This window comes from Nonomuraea sp. NPDC059194 (genome assembly GCF_042754765.1).
GTDB lineage: Bacteria > Actinomycetota > Actinomycetes > Streptosporangiales > Streptosporangiaceae > Nonomuraea.
Window position 1 is genome coordinate 1 of sequence record NZ_JBHZBH010000052.1, and the last position, 18,006, is coordinate 18,006.

The 18,006-nt window shown below is 69.8% G+C and carries 16 protein-coding genes and 1 tRNA gene; 12 read left to right on the plus strand and 5 right to left on the minus strand.

Features of this window, described 5'->3' with window-relative positions; genetic code table 11:
* Together ACFXJ8_RS38870 and ACFXJ8_RS38875 are read left to right on the plus strand one after the other, a co-directional pair.
* A partial coding sequence (locus tag ACFXJ8_RS38870) for a hypothetical protein (protein WP_379649769.1) occupies positions 1 to 665 on the plus strand: 665 nt, incomplete at its 5' end.
* Between the two features lie 163 nt (positions 666 to 828).
* Positions 829 to 1,158: a rhodanese-like domain-containing protein gene (locus tag ACFXJ8_RS38875; protein ID WP_379649771.1), complete on the plus strand. Its 330-nt coding sequence runs from the start codon at positions 829 to 831 to the stop codon at positions 1,156 to 1,158.
* A gap of 1 nt (position 1,159) precedes the next feature.
* On the opposite strand, the gene ACFXJ8_RS38880 is transcribed toward ACFXJ8_RS38875, so the two are convergent.
* From ACFXJ8_RS38880 to ACFXJ8_RS38890, 3 genes are all read right to left on the minus strand, one after another.
* Positions 1,160 to 2,038 carry an Fpg/Nei family DNA glycosylase gene (locus ACFXJ8_RS38880; protein ID WP_379649773.1) on the minus strand — a complete coding sequence of 293 codons (879 nt, stop codon included), beginning with the start codon at positions 2,036 to 2,038 and terminating at the stop codon, positions 1,160 to 1,162.
* A 201-nt stretch (positions 2,039 to 2,239) separates the two neighbouring features.
* On the minus strand, positions 2,240 to 2,845 hold the full coding sequence (locus ACFXJ8_RS38885) for a TenA family protein (protein WP_379649775.1): 606 nt from the start codon (positions 2,843 to 2,845) through the stop codon (positions 2,240 to 2,242).
* 10 nt (positions 2,846 to 2,855) lie between these two features.
* The gene (locus tag ACFXJ8_RS38890; protein WP_379649777.1) at positions 2,856 to 3,437 is read right to left on the minus strand and encodes a DM13 domain-containing protein; all 582 of its coding nucleotides are present in this window, start codon (positions 3,435 to 3,437) and stop codon (positions 2,856 to 2,858) included.
* A 66-nt stretch (positions 3,438 to 3,503) separates the two neighbouring features.
* Here ACFXJ8_RS38890 and ACFXJ8_RS38895 point away from each other — a divergent pair, with 66 nt between their 5' ends.
* A complete protein-coding gene (locus tag ACFXJ8_RS38895; protein WP_379649779.1) occupies positions 3,504 to 4,160 on the plus strand; it encodes a GPP34 family phosphoprotein in 657 nt (218 codons plus the stop codon).
* 101 nt (positions 4,161 to 4,261) lie between these two features.
* Here the strand turns inward: ACFXJ8_RS38895 and ACFXJ8_RS38900 are convergent, their stop codons facing one another.
* Positions 4,262 to 5,503, minus strand: coding sequence for an LCP family protein (locus tag ACFXJ8_RS38900; protein ID WP_379649781.1), 1,242 nt, complete (start codon positions 5,501 to 5,503; stop codon positions 4,262 to 4,264).
* Positions 5,504 to 5,745: 242 nt separating this feature from the next.
* On the opposite strand from ACFXJ8_RS38900, the gene ACFXJ8_RS38905 reads away from it, so the two are divergent.
* Together ACFXJ8_RS38905 and ACFXJ8_RS38910 are read left to right on the plus strand one after the other, a co-directional pair.
* The gene (locus ACFXJ8_RS38905) at positions 5,746 to 7,095 is read left to right on the plus strand and encodes a hemolysin family protein (RefSeq protein WP_379649783.1); all 1,350 of its coding nucleotides are present in this window, start codon (positions 5,746 to 5,748) and stop codon (positions 7,093 to 7,095) included.
* Positions 7,086 to 8,111, plus strand: a complete 1,026-nt coding sequence (locus tag ACFXJ8_RS38910; protein WP_379649784.1) for a hemolysin family protein — start codon at positions 7,086 to 7,088, stop codon at positions 8,109 to 8,111. The genes ACFXJ8_RS38905 and ACFXJ8_RS38910 overlap by 10 nt, the downstream gene beginning before the upstream one ends.
* Positions 8,112 to 8,489: 378 nt before the next feature.
* On the opposite strand, the gene ACFXJ8_RS38915 is transcribed toward ACFXJ8_RS38910, so the two are convergent.
* Positions 8,490 to 8,572: transfer RNA gene (locus ACFXJ8_RS38915), tRNA-Leu, on the minus strand.
* Positions 8,573 to 8,734: 162 nt separating this feature from the next.
* Between ACFXJ8_RS38915 and ACFXJ8_RS38920 the strand changes: the two genes are divergently transcribed.
* The 7 genes from ACFXJ8_RS38920 (at position 8,735) to pknB (ending at position 17,626) form a co-directional block, all read left to right on the plus strand.
* A complete protein-coding gene (locus ACFXJ8_RS38920; RefSeq protein ID WP_379649787.1) occupies positions 8,735 to 9,475 on the plus strand; it encodes an FhaA domain-containing protein in 741 nt (246 codons plus the stop codon).
* A 17-nt stretch (positions 9,476 to 9,492) separates the two neighbouring features.
* Positions 9,493 to 9,963 carry an FHA domain-containing protein gene (locus tag ACFXJ8_RS38925; RefSeq protein WP_379649789.1) on the plus strand — a complete coding sequence of 157 codons (471 nt, stop codon included), beginning with the start codon at positions 9,493 to 9,495 and terminating at the stop codon, positions 9,961 to 9,963.
* On the plus strand, positions 9,960 to 11,249 hold the full coding sequence (locus ACFXJ8_RS38930) for a Stp1/IreP family PP2C-type Ser/Thr phosphatase (protein ID WP_379649791.1): 1,290 nt from the start codon (positions 9,960 to 9,962) through the stop codon (positions 11,247 to 11,249). The genes ACFXJ8_RS38925 and ACFXJ8_RS38930 overlap by 4 nt, the downstream gene beginning before the upstream one ends.
* A 30-nt stretch (positions 11,250 to 11,279) precedes the next feature.
* Positions 11,280 to 12,629 carry an FtsW/RodA/SpoVE family cell cycle protein gene (locus tag ACFXJ8_RS38935; RefSeq protein WP_379649859.1) on the plus strand — a complete coding sequence of 450 codons (1,350 nt, stop codon included), beginning with the start codon at positions 11,280 to 11,282 and terminating at the stop codon, positions 12,627 to 12,629.
* The gene (locus tag ACFXJ8_RS38940) at positions 12,626 to 14,083 is read left to right on the plus strand and encodes a peptidoglycan D,D-transpeptidase FtsI family protein (protein WP_379649793.1); all 1,458 of its coding nucleotides are present in this window, start codon (positions 12,626 to 12,628) and stop codon (positions 14,081 to 14,083) included. The genes ACFXJ8_RS38935 and ACFXJ8_RS38940 overlap by 4 nt, the downstream gene beginning before the upstream one ends.
* Complete coding sequence (locus ACFXJ8_RS38945) at positions 14,080 to 15,693, plus strand: serine/threonine-protein kinase (RefSeq protein ID WP_379649795.1); 1,614 nt, start codon at positions 14,080 to 14,082, stop codon at positions 15,691 to 15,693. The genes ACFXJ8_RS38940 and ACFXJ8_RS38945 overlap by 4 nt, the downstream gene beginning before the upstream one ends.
* An 82-nt stretch (positions 15,694 to 15,775) precedes the next feature.
* Positions 15,776 to 17,626, plus strand: a complete 1,851-nt coding sequence (pknB, locus tag ACFXJ8_RS38950) for a Stk1 family PASTA domain-containing Ser/Thr kinase (RefSeq protein ID WP_379649797.1) — start codon at positions 15,776 to 15,778, stop codon at positions 17,624 to 17,626.
* Positions 17,627 to 18,006: the final 380 nt, after the last annotated feature.

Genomic DNA, 18,006 nt, shown 5'->3' on the forward strand with positions numbered 1-18,006 from the left:
AGGCTGGGGCACGCCAGCACAGTCACATACCCCAGCCTTCTCGCGCAGGGAAACCGATCGATCACCTCGTGCGATCTAGCCATGTAGTACTAGCCGCCGGTGGCGGCATCTTCAATTCCTCCGGGGTGGTGACGATACGCAACAGCACCATCCGCGACAACACCGCAGCGGGCGAGTCAGAGGGCGATGGCGGCGGCATCGCCAGCTTCTTTGGCTCTCTCACCCTGATCGACAGCACTGTGCGCGGTAACGTCGCCACGGGTGCTGACGCCGCACAGGGCGGTGGAGTGTTCTCATTCGACAACACTCTGAACATCACCAGAGGCATCGTCTCAGGAAACAGCGTCGACGCTCCCACCGTTGCGGGCGCCGGGATCTTCGCCGCTTTCGGCGGGACAGCGCAGATCAACGGGGCCGTTGTAAGGGGCAACATCGCGACCGCCTCCGGCGCCACCGGCGAGGCCCTAGGCGGCGGCATCTACAACAGCGACCCGATGACGTTGCGCAACAGCCTCGTCACCGTCAACGTGGCCATGGCCACCGGAGGTGGTACTGCCACCGGCGGCGGTGTTCTGAACGAGGGCGCGCTGACCCGGCAGTTCACCGCGATCGTGGCCAACGTCCCCGACAACTGCGTCAACCGCGGTTCCGGCACCGGTTGCTGACCTGAGCACCTGGAAAGTCGTCGCTGGCCCACCCGGGAGACCGATTCACCCATGGCCCAGGCCAGGAACCCCACTGGTCTGGGCCGGCCAGCGAAACCCGACGGTTGGTCGTCGCGGGGACCTTCCCGGCCCCGGGAGGTTGTGGTGTGGCGGGTCGGCGAGAATGGGAGGCATGACCGTCCCCGAAATCGACGTCACCCAGCTGCCCAGCGGCGCCTTCCTGCTCGACGTCCGTGAGAACGACGAGTGGGTCGCCGGACACGCCCCCGACGCCACCCACATCCCGCTCGGCGAGCTCCAGGCCCGTGTCGACGAGCTCCCGTCCGGCCCCGTCTACGTCGTGTGCAGGGTCGGCGGCCGGTCCGCGCACGCCGCCGCGTGGCTGAACCACATCGGCCGCGACGCGGTCAACGTCGGCGGCGGCATGCAGTCGTGGGAGACGGCGGGCAAGCCCATGGTCAGCGAGTCGGGTCAGCCGCCCTTCGTCGCCTGACTCACTTCAGCAGCTTCGACATCCGGCGGTCGGCCAGGATCTTGCCCTCGGTCTGACACGTCGGGCAGTACTGCAGCGACGAGTCCGCGAAGGACACCTCGCGGATCGTGTCGCCGCACACGTCGCACGGCTGCCCCGTCCTGTTGTGGACGCGCAGCCCCGACTTCTTCTCGGCCTTGAGGTCCTTGGCGGCCAGCCCGTGGGCGCGCTCCACCGCCTCGCGCAGCGTGGTCACGATCGCCTCGTGCAGGTCAGCGATCTGCGCGTCGGTCAGCGTCGCGGCGATCTTGAAGGGTGACATCTTCGCCGCGTGCAACACCTCGTCGGAGTAGGCGTTGCCGATGCCCGCGATGATCTTCTGGTCTCTGAGCAGGCCCTTGATCTGGGTACGGTTGCCGTCCACGATCCGCTTCAACGCCTGCGCCGTGAACTCGGGAACGAGCGGGTCGGGCCCCAGCGAGGCGATGCCGGGCACCTGCATCGGATCCTTGACGACGTAGACGGCCAAGCGCTTCTGCGTGCCCGCCTCGGTCAGCTCGAAGCCGGGCGCCATGCCCTCGTCGTCGGGCGCCAGCCGTACCCGGACGGCGAGCGGAGTCTTGCCAGGGCGGACGGGTTTGGCGCCCGACAGGTCGTCGCGCCAGCGCAGCCAGCCCGCCCTCGACAGGTGGGTGACCAGGTGGAGGCCGTCGCAGTCGAGGTCGAGGAACTTGCCGTGCCGCGCCACACCGGTCACGCTCAGCCCGCCGAGCGCGGTGACCGGCGGGTCGAAGGTCTTGAGCGCCTGGAAGGCGACCACGTCGACGGCCAGGACCGTGCGGCCGACCGCCCGCTCGCGCAGGAACTCGGCGAGCGACTCCACTTCGGGAAGTTCCGGCATGGGTCCAGACTAAAGGGCGCGACGGCCCGACGCCGGGATGCCCGATGCGGGGATACCGGGTGCCGTGCTGCCGGGCTTCTGGTGCCGAGGCGTCCGGTGCCGAGGCGTCCGGTGCCGAGGCGTCTGGTGCCGAGGCGTCTGGTGCCGAGGCGTCCGGTGCCGGGGCGTCCGGTGCCGGGGCGTCCGGTGCCGAGGCAGGGGTCAGGGGACGTCCCAGAAGGCCAGTTCGTGGCGCATGCCCTCGCTGAACAGCGCCTTCGCCCTGGAGAGGTCAGGGGCCGCCTCATCGATCATCTCGGCGATCCGCCCGGTCAGGGCGGCGAAACCGGGGTCGGCGTAGGTGTCGACCCAGGCGCGGTAGCGGGGTTCCTCCGGCTTGTTCTCCGCGAGGATCCGGCCGAGCGTCGAGTAGCCCCACATGCACGGGTAGAGCGCGGCGAGCCCCTCGGCGTAGTCGGCGGCCGACTCCAGCAGGAACGAGGTGTAGGCCGCGCACGCGGGGCCCTTCTTCGCGCCGTCCAGGTCGGCGTCGAACTCCGCCGACAGCGACCGGTGGAGCGACAGCTCGTCATGGTAGGTCGTGTGCGCCAGGTCCACCAGGTCGCCGAGGTGCGCGGCGGGCGCCTGCCAGGCCAGCCTGGCGAACACGCGCACGTAGTCGTGCAGGAACAGCCAGTCCTGTTCGAGCCAGGACCTGAAGACCTTCTCCTCGAGGTCTCCCCTGCCGATGCCCACGACGGTGGGGTGCGCGAGCTGCGCGTCGAGCAGAGGACGGCCAAGGGCGTGCAGTTCCGCGGAAATCGACATATCCGGCAAGTTACCGGTTCTCCGGAGTGAGGGCGGCAGCGCCGAACGACACGCTGAACCGCTTGCACCAGATCGACACGCTGGTGAGGCTGTCGAGGTCGGCGTCGGCGGGGATGGCGTAGTTGGCGTTGCCCTTGTTGCCCTTCAGGTGGCCGAGCTCCAGGTAGGCGCCGTCGTCGAAGGTGCGCCACGAGTCGGTGACCGGCTGGTCGCTCAGCCAGACGCGCAGGTCCGGGCCGTCGGAGGTGGACAGGCGCTCGATCCGCAGGACCCGCCTGCCGTCGGGGAGCCTGAGCACCTTCGCGACACCCGTGGTCTTGTGCTCATGCGTCCGGAAATTTCCGGACAGGAGCACTGTGGCCGCGGGAGCCGTACCGACCCCCGCCTGGCCCGTGGGTGACTGGCCCGGGAGCGGCTGGCCCTGGGCCGACGGGCTCCGGGACGGCTCCGCCGACGGTACGGCGACCGCCGCAGGGAAGGGCTCGTTCACCTCCACGGTCGTGAAGAGCCGCCACGGCTGGAACAGGTACATCGCGACCCCGAACACCACCGCCGCGGTGATCCAGGTCACTGGATGGCGTAGGAGCTTCATATGCCCACCTGACCACGCGCTGCCCCTGGCAACGCTTACGAGCCCCTTACGGCATAGGGTCGGGGCATGACCGTCACCATCGCCGAAGAGGTGCTGCTGCTCGCCCACAGCGAGGACGATGGCAGGCAGCTGATCGGCTCCACCGAGCTCGGCGCCGCGCTCGGCGGTGCCGTACTGGCCGAACTGGCCGTCGACGACCGCATCGAGCTGTCGCAGAAGAAGGTCGTCGTGAAGAACGCCGCCGGCAGCGGCGACGCCGACCTCGACGACGTCCTGACCCGCATCGCGGAAGACAGCAAGGAGCGCAAGCCCGCCTGGTGGGTCAGCAAGATCGGCACCCCCAAGCTGAAGGCCCGCCTGCTGACCAAGCTCGCCGACGCCGGGGTACTGACGCAGCAGCGCGGCAAGGTGCTCGGCGTCTTCCCCACGACGCGCTGGCCTGAGGCCGACGGCAGCGTGGAGGCGGAGGTCCGCGAGCGGGTGGCGGGCGTGCTGTCCGGAGCCGAGCCCGACGCGCGTACGGCGGTGCTGATCGCGGTCATGCACGCCTGCAAGCTGGACCGCAAGGCCTTCCCAGGGGCCAGCAAGGAACGCATCAAGGAGATCACCGAGGGCGAGTGGGCCGGCGATGCGGTCGCCAAGACCATCGCCGACATCAACGCGGTCATCATGATCGCCGCGACCACCGCGGCCATCAGCGCAGCCGTCGGCGCCTCCGGCTGAGCCGTACCCGCTGGTAAACCTCAAGCTGAGCCGACCCGGCTCCGCATCCGACTGATCCCCTCCGGTTGAGCCGACCCCGGCTCAACCGGCCGCCCGGGAGGTCAGCTCTTGTCCAGGACGTCCTTCGGGACCGGCCTGTCCTCCTTCAGGGCGTCGAACAGCTGGGTCGCCGCGGCCCGGTCCCACTTGACCGCGTCGCCGCCCGCCACGCTCTCGTTCCCGCCGAACGGCACCACGGTCGTCACCGGGTCGCCCCCCATCGCCAGCCCGAGCGACAGCAGGTCGAACGCGCCGGTGGAGCCGTCGACCCGCACCGCGTCGGTGGCCCCCATCGCCAGCGGGATCGAGGTGAACGGGTTGATCAGCACGCCGGGGCTGGCCGCCTTCTTCACGACCGCGCTGAGGAACTGCCGCTGCCGCTTGGTCCGCTCGAAGTCGGGCAGCGCCCCGCCCTTCCTGGTGCGGACATAGCCGAGCGCGGTGCCGCCGTCCATCTCCTGGCAGCCCTTCTTGAGCTTGAGGCCGGCCTTGGGGTCGTTGATCGCGTTCTTGACGCAGATCTCCACGCCACCCACCGCGTCGACGATGTCGACGAACCCGGCGAAACCGACCTCCATGTAGTTGTCGATCCTGATGCCGGTGACGTTCTCGACCGTGCGGGTCAGCAGTTGGGGTCCGCCGATGGCGAAGGCCGCGTTGAGCTTGTTGCGCCCCTGGCCCGGGATGCTGACCGCGGAGTCGCGCGGCAGGCTGACCAGGGTGGGCCGGTCGCTGCCGTCGGGGATGTGCAGCAGCATCATCGAGTCGGTGCGCCGGCCGACGGCCCTGCCCGTGGCGAGCTTCTTGCGGTCGGCCGCGGACAGGCCCTCACGGCTGTCGGAGCCGACCAGCAGCCAGTTGGTGCCCGGGGTGTCAGCGGGGCGGCCCTCGTAGTCGTCGAGCACACCTTCGACGCTCTTGATCCGTCCGTTGATCCAGAAGAACCCGACGACGGACAGCACCAGCAGGACGGCGACCACCCCGGCGAGGATCTTCAGGATGGTGCCGCCCTTGATCCGGCCACCGAGCCGGGGCCCGCCAGGCGTGCGGGGGGCGCGGGGCTCCTTCGGCGGTTTGCCGAGCGGGCGGACCGGGCTGTTGCCGGAGCGGGCCTTGCCGTACACGCGGGAGGAGGATCGCGGCGGCTCGGCCGCGGACGGCGGCGCGTTGACCCTGGTGGGCTCGGCGCCGGGGACCTGGTGCGCGGGCGCGCCACCCGAGCGCATCGGGCCGCCCTGCGGCCTGGGCAGCGGGCGGGCGTCACCTGGCGAGCGCATGGCCCTGGTGCGGTCGTCCTCGGTCACGTCGTTTTCTCCCCCTCGCTATGGCTTCGACGGTACTTCGTACCTCCCGCAAGTGCAGACTGCTCGGTAAGGATTTACCACGGAAAAGTACGCGGACCGGACGTGAAGTCCCTCCGGAAACATCTGACGCCACCTGGGTCGTTACGGTTGTGGGAAACCTCGACCGAAAGGATGATCGTGTCCGCTCCGGACCCATGGAGTACTAGCCCGTGCATCCGCACGGGACCCTCTGCGAGCTCGAAATGAGCGCTTATCTCGGCATTCTCGCCCTCTTCCTGCTGACCGCGGCGACCGGTTACTTCGTCGCCCAGGAGTTCGCCTTCGTCGCCGCCGACAGGGGCATCCTGCGCGAGCAGGCGAACGCCGGTGACGCGGCCGCCGAACGGGCGCTGCAGGTCACCTCTCGTCTGTCGTTCATGCTCTCCGGCGCGCAGCTCGGCATCACCGTCACCGCGCTGCTCGTCGGCTACCTCGCCGAACCGGCGATCGCGACTCTCGTCCGGCCCCTGCTCGGTGACCTGCCGGTGGCCTTCTCCGCGGCCTTCTCCGTGGCCATCGGCGTCTTCGTGGCGACCGTCATCCAGATGGTGCTCGGCGAGCTCGCCCCGAAGAACCTCGGTATCGCCAAGCCCGAGCCTGTGGCCAAGTTCCTGGCCCGTTCGACGCTGATGTACCTGGCGGTCGCGGGCCCGGTCATCAAGCTGTTCGACTCGGCCGCCACCGGCCTGCTGCGCCGGGTGGGAGTCGAGCCCGTGGAGGAGGTGGAGCACGGCGCGACCCCGGAGGAGCTGTCCAGGATCATCGCCGAGTCCACCCGGGCGGGCGAGCTGCCGCCGCGGCTGTCGGACCTGCTGGAGCGGGCGCTGGAGTTCGGCGACCGCATCGCGGAGGAGGCCATGGTCCCCCGGCCGCGCGTGGTCGTGCTGCGCGACGACCGCTCGATCTCCGACCTGATCGAGACGATGCGCGAGTGCGGCCACTCGCGCTACCCGGTGCTCGGTCCCGAAGGCGACGTGGTGGGCGTGACCGGCGTGCGCGAACTGCTGGCCTCCGGCCTGGAGGACGGCCCCATCAGCGCGATCACCAGGCCCGCGCTGCTCGTCCCCGACTCGCTGCCGCTCCCGCTCGTGCTGGAGCAGATGCGCGGCGCCAAGGACGACCTCGTCTGCGTCATCGACGAGTACGGCGGGCTGGCCGGCGTCATGACCGTCGAGGACCTGGCGGAGGAGCTGGTCGGCGAGCTCGTCGACGAGAACGACCCCGAGCCCGTCGGCGCGATCGAGCGCCCCGGCGGCGTCTGGGACGTCCCCGGCACCCTCAGGCTGGACGAGATCGAGCGGGCGACCGGAATCGCGCTCCCCGAGAGCGACGACTACGACACCGTGGCCGGCCTGGTGCTGGCCAGGCTGGGCCGGATGGCCGAGCCAGGCGACAGGGTGACCGTCGAGCTTGTCGCCGACGCCGACCCGTTCGAGGACGAGGCCCCCGAGGCGCAGGCCGTCATCACGGTGCTGTCGCTGCAGCGCCGCGTTCCCGAGTGGGTACGGCTCGCCCCCGCCCCGCACCACGCGGAGGTGGGCAAGTGGACCTGAACCCGCTCGCCCTCCTCGTCCTCAGCCTCGCGCTGCTTGCCTTCAACGCGTTGTTCGTGGCCGCCGAGTTCGCCTTCGTGTCGTCGCGCAGGCACCGCCTGGAGGAGATCGCCTCCGGCAGCGGCAGGCTGACCAGGCTCGTCGCCAAGTCGGCGGTCGGCGGCGGCAAGCAGCTGTCGCTCATGCTGGCGGGCGCGCAGCTCGGCATCACGCTGTGCACGCTGGGCCTCGGCATGGTGACCGAGCCCGCGATCGAGCACTACCTGGAGCCCGTCTTCGGCTGGCTGGGCCTGCCAGAGGGCCTGCGGGCACCGGTCTCCCTGGCGATCGCGCTGGCCCTGGTCACGTTCCTGCACATGGTCGTCGGCGAGATGGCGCCCAAGTCGTGGGCGCTGACCCACCCCGAGGCGGCCGCGATGCTGCTGACGGTGCCCTTCCGCGCCTTCACGTGGCTGGTGCGCCCGCTGCTGTGGGCGCTGAACGGCTTCACCAACCTGATCCTGCGCCTGTTCGGGGTGCACGCCCGCGACGAGCTGGCTACCACCAGGACGCCGCGCCAGCTGGCCATGCTGGTCGGCGAGTCGGGGCGGATGGGCCTGCTCGACCGCGAGGAGCACGACCTGCTCACCAGGGCGCTGCGGCTGCAGGCCGAGGGCATCGAGCGGCTCATGGTCCCGATCGACAGGGTCGTCATGGTTCCCGCCGACGCGGGCGCGGACCAGATCAGGCGGGCCGCGGGTCAGAGCGGGCACCTGCGGCTGCTGGTCGGCACGCCGTACGAGATCAGGGGCGTGCTGCACGCGCGCGACGCCGTGCTGCGCCCCGAGGCGACGGCGGGCGAGCTGGCGCGGCCGCTGCCGCGCCTGGCGTGCGTCACGCAGGTGCCCGAGGCGGTGGCGGCCCTGCAGGACGCGCGGGCGCACCTGGGCCTGGTGACGGCCGGCGACCAGTCGGTGATCGGCATGGTGAGCCTGGGCGACCTGCTCGGCGAGCTCCTGGACACCAGAGCGGCCTGAACCAGAGCGGCCTGACCGGCAGGTTCCCCCCGGCCCACGGGCCGGGGGGAACCTCGGGTCACAGGCTGGGTGGAAACCTCGGGTCACGAACCACGGGCCCCGAGACCACGAGCCGGAGAGCCTGGGTCACGGGGCGGGGGTCGTGAGTGAGGCTCGCCACCCCCGGCGACGTGCGGATCATCCCAATCGCTCAGCTCTCAGCGAAACACCGGAAAGTACGACAAGGTCATGTAAGTGACATGAAAGCGGCCTGCAAGGGGCCTCAGGTAGCGTCTCCCACGAAGGCGCAGGCCGCGACCAAAAAACAAGCCCCGGCTCTTGCGAACCGGGGCTCTTCTTCGTCAATGTGGGTCCACCGATGACATCGGTGACCCGGAGTGGGCGAGGAGGGATTTGAACCCTCACGTCCTTTCGGACACACGGACCTGAACCGTGCGCGTCTGCCGTTCCGCCACCCGCCCTTGTGGGTGCGGAGAAACAGTAGCACGGATCAGACGCTGGTACCGAACCCGGATACGATCGCATCAAGACGCGGAGAAAAGAGCTGGGTGCAAGAGAGCGACTCAGGAGCCACAGGCACCCCAGCGGCCGCGACGATATGCACGGAGGAAGGGAGGTACCCGGTGGGAGTCCTTCAGCGCTTCGAGCGCAGGCTCGAAGGCTTGGTTGAGGGGGCCTTTGCGCGGGCGTTCAAATCTGACCTTCAGCCGGTCGAGGTCGCCAGCGCGGTACAGCGGGAGATGGACGAGCGGGCCGCCATCGTGGCTCAGGGCCGGACGCTCGTGCCCAACGACTTCGTGGTGGAGCTGTCGACGACCGACGCCGAAAGGCTCGAGGTCTACGCCGACAGCATCAGCCACGAGCTGGCCAACCTCGCCAGGGAGTACGCCAAGGAACAGGGCTACTCCTTCGTGGGACCGGTCCGGGTCCGTTTTGAAACGGCCAACGACCTGGCGGTCGGGTTGTTCCGCATCCGCTCAGGCGTCATCAGGGGGGCGACGGTCGAGCAGGACGAGATCCGTCAGCCCAAGAGCGATCTGCCGGCCTCCAGGCCGGGGGCGTTCGGGGGCAAGCCGCGGCTGCTCGTCTCCACCCAGGACGATCCGCAGGGTGACCGCTCCTACGAGCTGACCACTCCGGTGACCTTGCTCGGCAGGGGCACCGACTGCGATCTTCGTCTTGTCGATCCGGGTGTCTCCAGGCACCACGCGGAGCTGCGCGTCGAGGGTCCGCAGGTCGTGCTCGTCGACCTCGGCTCCACGAACGGCACTTTCGTCAACGGCCAGCCGGTACGCAGGATCGAGCTCCAGAACGGCACACGTGTCACCCTGGGGCGCACGACTCTGGTTTTCCGGCGCGATTAGAGGTAGACAAACGGTCCATGTCCGAGCTCACGCTGCTGCTGATCCGGCTCGCCTTCCTGGCGGTGCTGTGGTTCTTTGTCATTGCCGCAGTCGGGGTGATCCGGACCGACCTGTTCGGTTCACGCACCGCCCCAGCGGCTCCACGAGCCAAGGCGGCAAGTCCCAAACCGGTCGCCAAGCCCAAGAGCAAGAAGGGGGAGCCGCGCCAGCTGGTCGTCACGGGCGGCCCCCTGCAGGGCACCACCATCACTCTCATGGAGACGCCCATCACCATCGGCCGGGCGAACGACGCCACGCTGGTCGTAACCGACGACTACGCTTCCAGCCGACATGCCCGACTCTTCCCTCAGGACGGTCAGTGGATCGTGGAAGATCTTGGCTCAACCAACGGCACGTATCTCGACCGCTCGAAAGTCACCCGCCCGACCCCGGTGCCGCTCGGAGTTCCGATCCGTGTCGGCAAGACAGTCATTGAATTGCGCAAATGACCATCGCACTCCGCTACGCCGCCCGCTCGGACGTCGGCCTCCTCCGCGAAGGAAACGAGGACTCGGCGTACGCTAGCGGCCGCCTGCTCGCCGTCGCCGACGGCATGGGCGGGCACGCACACGGCGAGGTGGCGAGCTCCGTCGCCATCGCCGCAATGGCATCTCTCGAGGAGAGCCAACAGGGGGGTGACCTGCTCAACGCCATCGAGGCAGCGGTACGCGAAGCCAACCGCAAGCTCCACGAGATGGTCGGGCGGGATCCCAGCCTCAAGGGCATGGGCACCACTCTCACCGCGATGCTCTGGAACGGCACCCAGGTCGCGCTGGTGCACGTCGGCGACTCGCGCGCCTACCTGCTCAGACGCGGGGAGCTCTACCAGATCACCCACGACCACACGCTCGTCCAGCAGCTGGTGGACGACGGGCGGATCACTCCTGAGGAAGCGGCGACGCATCCGCAGCGGTCGATCCTCCTGCGGGCGCTCGACGGCAGCGGCGAGGTCGATCCCGACCTCACGCTGCGCGAGGCACAGCTCGGCGACCGATATCTGCTCTGCTCCGACGGGCTGTCGGGGGTGGTGAGCGCCGAGACGCTGCACGCGACGCTCACCAACATCGACGACCCCGAAGAGGTCGTCCGCCAGCTCATCGACCTGGCGAACAGAGGCGGCGGCCCCGACAACATCACCTGCGTGCTGGCCGACGTGGTGGATCTCACCGAGACCCCGCAGGTGCCGACCGAGGCGGCGGTGGTCGGCGCGGCCGGCATGAACCGCCTGCACCCGAGTTCCCCTGGGGACCCGGCGGGGCGAGTGAGCGCGGTGACCGCACCCCAGCCGGTGTTCACCGATGACGGCGATGACGACTACCGGGGCGCTGAGGCGTCCGGTCGGGTCAGGCGGCGTCGCGTGTGGCCCGTGCTGGTCTCCGTGCTTGGTGTGGCCGCGGTGGCCGCCGGTGCCGGCGGCTACTTCGGCTGGCAGTGGGTCCAGGACCAGTACTTCGTCGGAGCCAGGGGCGACGAGGTGGTCGTTTTTCGCGGAGTGCAGCAGGAGGTGGGCCCGATCCAGTTCTTCGAGGTGATCAAGCCCACCGGCCGCAAGCTCTCCCAGCTGTCCAGCACCGAGCAGGCGCTGGTGAAGGACGGCATCGAGGTCGCCAGCGAAGTCGAGGGCGTCAGCAAGATAAACAGCCTGAAGTTCAACGCCACCGAGCAGCAGAAGGCGAGCGAGCCCAAAGCCTCGGCCACCCCGTCCTCCTCCCCGACCAAGACGAGGTCCCAGTAGGTGAGCGAAGTGGTCGCGACCCCCGTTCCCATGCCCGCGAAGCGGCGTGCGGCGCAGCTGTTCATGCTGGCCGGCGCCGTGGCGATCGTCATGGGGGCCTACGCCAACGTGGGCCTGGCCGTCGACGGCGCCATCCCGGCGGGCATGCTGACGTACGGCCTGAGCCTCGGCGGCCTCATGCTGGCCGCCTACCTCGTGCTGGCCAAGTTCGCCCCATGGGCGGACCCGCTGATCCTCCCGCTGGTCACCCTGGTCAACGGCCTCGGCCTGGTGATGATCTACCGGCTGGAGCTGGCCGGCCAGGACCAGGCGTCGGCCACCAACCAGATCGTCATGACCGGCGTCGGTGTGGTGCTCTTCATCGTGACGCTGATCGTGCTGCGCGACCACCGCGCGCTGCAGCGGCTCACCTACACCGCGGGTTTCATCGGTCTGATCGCGCTGCTGTCGCCGCTGATCCCGGGGCTCGGCCGCGAGTTCTTCGGGGCGCGCATCTGGATCAGCATCTTCGGCTTCACGATCCAGCCGTCCGAGTTCGCCAAGATCGCGCTGGTCGTCTTCTTCGCGGGCTATCTGGTGGCCAAACGCGACGTGCTCGCGCTGGCGGGCAAGCGACTGCTGTTCATCGATCTGCCCCGCGCCCGTGACCTCGGCCCCGTGCTCATCACCTGGGCGGTCGCCCTCGGCGTGCTGGTGATGCAGAAGGACCTCGGCTCCTCGCTGCTGCTGTTCGGCGCGTTCATCGTGATGCTCTACATCGCCACCCAGCGCACCTCGTGGGTGCTGATCGGCGTCCTGCTGTTCGTCGGCGGCGCCTACATCGCGGGGCAGATCTTCAGCCACGTCGGCGACCGCTTCGACGTGTGGCTCGATCCCAGCAACCCCGTCTACTACGATCGCGAGGTCGGCGGAAGCTACCAGCTCATGCAGTCCCTGTACGGCCTGGGCGCGGGCGGCATCCTCGGCACGGGGCTCGGACAGGGTCATCCCAAGGAGATCCCGCTCGCCTACTCCGACTTCATCTTCGCCGCCGTGGGCGAGGAGCTCGGGCTCACCGGCCTGATGGCGCTGCTGCTCATCTACGCGTTGATCGTCGAGCGCGGCCTGCGCACCGCGATCGCGGCCCGCGACCCGTTCTCCAAGCTGCTGGCGGGCGGCCTGTCGTTCATCCTGGCCTGGCAGACCTTCATCATCGTCGGCGGCGTGACCGCGCTCATCCCGCTGACCGGCCTGGTCACGCCCTTCATGTCGCAGGGCGGTTCAGCGCTGCTGGCTAACTGGATCCTTATCGCCCTCCTGGTACGCATGTCTGATGCCGCCCGACGCCCCCCGCCCCAGGCGATCCAGGACGAAGGAATGACGCAGGTGTTCCAGCGATGAACGGGCCTCTCAAGCGCGCGGCCGTGGCGTGTCTCGTCATGTTCGGGCTGCTCATGCTGAACGTGAACTACGTGCAGGCCATCAAGGCGGAAAGCCTGAACGACGACGCCAGGAACAAGCGCAACTTCTTCGACCGCTACGAAGTGCAGCGCGGCCGCATCACGGCGGGCGGCACGATCCTCGCGCAGTCGATCGAGCACAAGAAGGGCGACTACCGCTTCACCCGCGAGTACCCCGACGGCAAGGTCTTCGCGCACGTCACCGGCTACTTCTCGCCGGAGAGCGAGTCGGCGATCGAGCGCGCCACCAACAGCTACCTCGACGCCAGCAACCCCGACCTGCTGCTGCGCAAGAGCATCGACCTGTTCACCGGCGAGCCCACGCGCGGCGCCAACGTCGAGGTGACGATCAACCCGAAGGCGCAGAAGGCCGCCCACGAGGCGCTGTCGGCCAGCGGCAAGCGGGGCGCGGTCGTCGCGCTCGACCCGAAGACCGGCGCGATCCTGACCATGGTCTCGCTGCCCACCTACGACCCGAACGTGCTGTCGGGCACCAACAAGAAGACGGTCTTCGCCGCCTACAACAAGCTCGACGAGGACAAGACCAACGGCCCGCTGGTCAACAGGGCCATCAACCGCACCTATCCGCCCGGCTCGACCTACAAGGTGGTGACGGCGGCGGCGTTCCTGGAGGACGACTCCAGCCGCGACGGGCAGACCATCGTGCCCGCCCCGCAGGTGCTCGACCTGCCCAACACCACCGCCGACCTGCCCAACTCGGGCGGCGCGGCCTGCGGCGGCGGCCAGGTGCCGCTGGTGTACGCGCTGGAACGCTCGTGCAACACGCCGTTCGGCAAGATCGGCATGGATCTCGGCTACGACCGGATGGCCGAGCAGGCCAAGAAGTTCGGCGCCGGTGAGCCGCTCTCGATCCCGATGGGGGTGTCCCAGAGCGACATCGGCCCCCAGGAGGACGCCGCCGCGCTCGCCCAGGCCTCCATCGGCCAGCGCAGCAACCAGATGACGCCGCTGCAGATGGCCATGGTCGCCGCGGGCATCGCCAACGACGGCAAGGTCATGAAGCCCTACCTGGTGCAGAAGATCACCGACGCCAAGAACGACACCGTCGACGAGGCAGAGCCCGAGGAACTGTCCGAGGCCATCAGCCCCGAGACCGCCGGCAAGCTCAAGCAGATGATGGTCAGCGTCGTCAACAACGGCACCGCCAACCGCGCCCAGATTCCCGGCGTCGAGGTCGGCGGCAAGACGGGCACCGCGCAGACCACCCCCGGCAAGGCGCCGCACGCCTGGTTCATCTCCTTCGCGCCCGCCGCGGACCCGAAGGTCGCGGTAGCGGTCATCGTCGAGTCGGGCAGCGCGGGCACCGAGGCCTCCGGCGGCCAGACCGCCGCCCCGATCGCCAAGGCCGTGATGGAAGCGGTGCTCTCGAAGTGACCTCCCCCAGCCGCAGGCTAGGCGAGCGCTACCTTCTGGTATCGCGCATCGCCGTCGGCGGCATGGGCGAGGTCTGGCGCGGCAAGGACGAACTGCTCGGCCGCGAGGTCGCCGTCAAGATCATGAGGGGCGGCATCGCGGCCGACGCCTCGTTCCTGGCCCGCTTCCGCAACGAGGCGCGGATCACCGCAGGACTGTCCGACCCCGGCATCGCCCAGGTCTTCGACTACGGCGAGCAGAGCGATCTGGCCTACCTCGTGATGGAGCTGGTGCCCGGCGAGCCGCTGTCGGCCATCCTGGCGCGCAACGGCGCGCTCGGGCCCGAGGTGGCGCTCGACGTGATCCACCAGACCGCCAAGGCGCTGCAGGCGGCGCACACGGCGGGCATCATCCACCGCGACATCAAGCCGGGCAACCTGCTCGTCACCCGCGAGGGCACGATCAAGGTCACCGACTTCGGCATCGCCCGCGCGATGGAGGCCGCGCCGGTCACCCAGACCGGCACCGTCCTGGGCACCGCGCAGTACGTCAGCCCCGAGCAGGCGCAGGGCCTGCCGCTGACGCCCTCGACCGACCTCTACTCCCTCGGCGTGGTGGCCTACGAGTGCCTGGCCGGCAGCACGCCGTTCCACGCCGACAGCCAGGTGGCGATCGCCCTCCAGCACCTCAGCGCGACTCCCCCGCCGCTCGACCCGGCGATCCCGGCGGCGGTGCGCGGGCTGGTGACGGCGCTGCTGTCGAAGGAACCGTCGATGCGGCCGGCAAGCGCGCGGGAGCTGGCCGAGCGGGCCGCCGCGCTGCGCGAGTCGCTGGTGAGCGCCGACGACTACGGCACCGAGCTGCGCATGCTGACCGATCCCGCCGGGTTCCGCGTCAACCCGCCGTTCGGTGAGGGGCACCGCACGGATCCTGGGTACGGCACGCCCGGCAGCCCATACGGCGGCACGCCCACCCCGGTACCTCCAGGCATGTCCGGCCCGTATGGCACGCCCACCCCGACGTCTCCCGGCACGGCCGACCCGTATGGCGGTCCGCCGACCCCGGTCCCTCCGGGCGGCGGAAGGTATGGCCCGCCCACCCCGGTGCCTTCGGGCGCGGCCGGGCCGTATGGCGGGGCCGGTTCGGAGCCGTATGGCGGGCCCGGTTCGGGGCCGTATGGCGACGATCCGGCGATGACGCGGGTTTCCGAGCCCGCGCGGCGACGCAGGCGGCGCACCACGGTGCTGGTGGCGACGGCCGGATGCGCGGCGGCGGTCGGACTCGGGACATTTGCTATTGCCAATTACGGCCTCGGCGAAACCCCCAACGTGACGGAACCCACAAAAACCATAGAAACTTCGCCGTCCGTCAAGCCGAGCAGGACCAAGACGCCGCCACGCCGCCCCACCACTGTTCCGCCGAGGACCGCTCGGCCGGTACCCTCACGGTCAGCTACGGTAAGCACGTCGGTTTCGCCCACACAGCGGCCGACGCCGACGAAGACGCCAAAGCCGACCCCGACCCCGACCCCGACGCCCACCCCAACGCCCACCCCCACCCCGACGCCAACAGTGACACCGACTGGCTCCCCCGACCCCGGCGAAACCATCCCGCCGAACGAGGAGACGTGATGCGTCGCGGGGTCGATGATGGACACTGGCGGCCCGCGAGCCGGCCGGTACCCAAGATGAACGGTAAGGGACAGTGCAGGAAATGACTCAGCCTCGGCTACTCGGAGGTCGCTACGAGCTCGACGGTGTCGTCGGGCGCGGCGGCATGGCCGAGGTGTATCGCGCACGAGACATCCGACTGGACCGCATCGTCGCGATCAAGACGCTTCGGGCCGACCTCGCGCGCGACCACACCTTCCAGGCCCGTTTTCGTCGTGAGGCCCAGTCCGCGGCGTCGCTGAACCACCCGGCCGTCGTCGCGGTCTACGACACCGGCGAGGACACCACCGACGGCGCGCCCGTGCCGTACATCGTGATGGAGTATGTCGACGGCCGCACGCTGCGCGACCTGCTGCGGGCCGACCGCCGGCTGCTGCCAGAGCGCGCGGTCGAGCTGGTCGACGGCATCCTGCGGGCGCTCGACTACAGCCACCGCGGCGGCATCGTGCACCGCGACATCAAGCCGGCCAACGTGATGATCACCCGCAACGGTGACGTCAAGGTCATGGACTTCGGCATCGCCCGCGCGATGGCCGACTCGGCCGCCACGATGACGCAGACGGCGCAGGTGATAGGGACCGCCCAGTACCTCTCGCCCGAGCAGGCGAGGGGCGAGCGGGTCGACGCCCGCAGCGACATCTACTCGACCGGCTGCGTGCTGTACGAACTGCTGACGGGACAGCCGCCGTTCACCGGCGACTCCCCTGTCGCGATCGCCTACCAGCACGTGCGCGAGGAGCCCATCCCGCCGTCGCAGATCGACCCCGAGATTCCCAAGTGGGCCGACGCGATCGTGCTCAAGGCGATGGCCAAGGACCCCGCCCAGCGCTACCAGAGCGCAGGCGAGATGCGGGCCGACATCCAGCGCGCGATGAGCGGCATGCCGGTCGAGGCGCAGACGATGACCATGGCCGGCAACTACGGCGCAGGCACCCGCACGATGGCCGCGACCCAGGGCGCGGGCCCCGCCGCGCAGCGCACCGGGGCGATCCAGCCCTACGAGTACGGCGACGGCGGCGAGCCCACCCGCGGCGGCAGGCGGCGCGCGAGCGGTGGCGGCGGCGGCACCGTGGTGAAGACCGCGGCGTGGATCCTGATCCCGCTGCTGATCATCGGCGCGTTCGTCTTCGTCGGCTACAAGTTCCTGGGCTCAGGGGGCGGCACGTCCGCGGCGGCGCAGATCACGGTTCCGCCGCTGGCCACGCAGACCCGGGAAGACGCCGAGGCCAAGCTCACCTCGCTCAAGCTGAAGTTCACGGTGACCGAGGCGCCCGACCCCGAGGTCGAGAAGGGCGTGGTCATCAGCTCCGAGCCGCAGGCCGGCACCAAGGTGGACGCGGGCGCGACGATCGCGCTCAAGGTGTCCACGGGGCCGGAGAAGGTCAAGGTGCCCGACGGCCTGATCGGCCTCTCGCCGGAGGACGCGAGGATCGAGCTGGAGAAGGAAGGGCTGGAGGGTGTGGTCACGCCCGTGGTCTCCTCCAGGGCGCAGGACAAGGTCTTCGACACCAAGCCCAAGGCCGGCACGGAGATCGAGAAGGGCGAGTCGGTCAAGCTGTACGTGCCCAAGGCGCAGGTGCCGCTGCCCAGCGTCGTCGGCAAGACGCAGGAGGACGCCGAGCGGGAGCTGAAGGCCGAGGGCTTCAGGGTGAAGGTGGTGCCCCAGCCGAGCGATCAGCCTCCGGGTACGGTCATCACGCAGAGCCCCGAGGCGGGCAGCCCGCAGAACCAGAAGACGACGGTCACGATCGTGGTCTCGACGGGGCCCGAGCAGCAGCCGCCGACCGAGCAGCCGACGTTCCCGCCGACGGAGGAGCCGACGGACATCCCGACCGACGGGGCGACCGAGGAACCGGGTGACGACACCGGCGAGCCGCCAGACCTCGGCCCGTGACTTAGAACGGCCCCCTCCCCGGATCAGTCGGGGAGGGGGCCGTTTCGTTTCACCGGGGTTCGTCCGGGCCCTGGGGGCCGGGCAGGCGTGGTGAGCGTCCCCACCGCTCGGGTGCCACCTGACCCACCGGAGGCGCGAACCACAGGCCGACGGGGAAGTCAGGCGCACGCGTGGAGGCCGCCAGCGGGTGGGGAGTCGCGGGCGGAGGTGAAAGGCGCGGGTAGTGGGAGCCGCGAGCTCGTGTGGGAGCCACGGTTAAACGTGGAAGCGTCCCCGCCGCTCGGGGGCCGTCCGAGCGCCGGGGACGCTCATCACGGGCAGACGTGGAAGCGTCCCCGCCGCTCGGGGGCCGTCCGAGCGCCGGGGACGCTCATCACGGG

What these genes read in the sequence shown, in the direction of transcription:
- ACFXJ8_RS38875 (WP_379649771.1), top strand. Translation starts at nt 829, where the DNA reads ATGGGAGGCATGACCGTCCCCGAAATCGACGTCACCCAGCTGCCCAGC.
- ACFXJ8_RS38880 (WP_379649773.1), bottom strand. Translation starts at nt 2,038, where the DNA reads ATGCCGGAACTTCCCGAAGTGGAGTCGCTCGCCGAGTTCCTGCGCGAG.
- ACFXJ8_RS38885 (WP_379649775.1), bottom strand. Translation starts at nt 2,845, where the DNA reads ATGTCGATTTCCGCGGAACTGCACGCCCTTGGCCGTCCTCTGCTCGAC.
- ACFXJ8_RS38890 (WP_379649777.1), bottom strand. Translation starts at nt 3,437, where the DNA reads ATGAAGCTCCTACGCCATCCAGTGACCTGGATCACCGCGGCGGTGGTG.
- ACFXJ8_RS38895 (WP_379649779.1), top strand. Translation starts at nt 3,504, where the DNA reads ATGACCGTCACCATCGCCGAAGAGGTGCTGCTGCTCGCCCACAGCGAG.
- ACFXJ8_RS38905 (WP_379649783.1), top strand. Translation starts at nt 5,746, where the DNA reads ATGAGCGCTTATCTCGGCATTCTCGCCCTCTTCCTGCTGACCGCGGCG.
- ACFXJ8_RS38925 (WP_379649789.1), top strand. Translation starts at nt 9,493, where the DNA reads ATGTCCGAGCTCACGCTGCTGCTGATCCGGCTCGCCTTCCTGGCGGTG.
- ACFXJ8_RS38930 (WP_379649791.1), top strand. Translation starts at nt 9,960, where the DNA reads ATGACCATCGCACTCCGCTACGCCGCCCGCTCGGACGTCGGCCTCCTC.
- ACFXJ8_RS38935 (WP_379649859.1), top strand. Translation starts at nt 11,280, where the DNA reads ATGCCCGCGAAGCGGCGTGCGGCGCAGCTGTTCATGCTGGCCGGCGCC.
- ACFXJ8_RS38940 (WP_379649793.1), top strand. Translation starts at nt 12,626, where the DNA reads ATGAACGGGCCTCTCAAGCGCGCGGCCGTGGCGTGTCTCGTCATGTTC.
- pknB (WP_379649797.1), top strand. Translation starts at nt 15,776, where the DNA reads ATGACTCAGCCTCGGCTACTCGGAGGTCGCTACGAGCTCGACGGTGTC.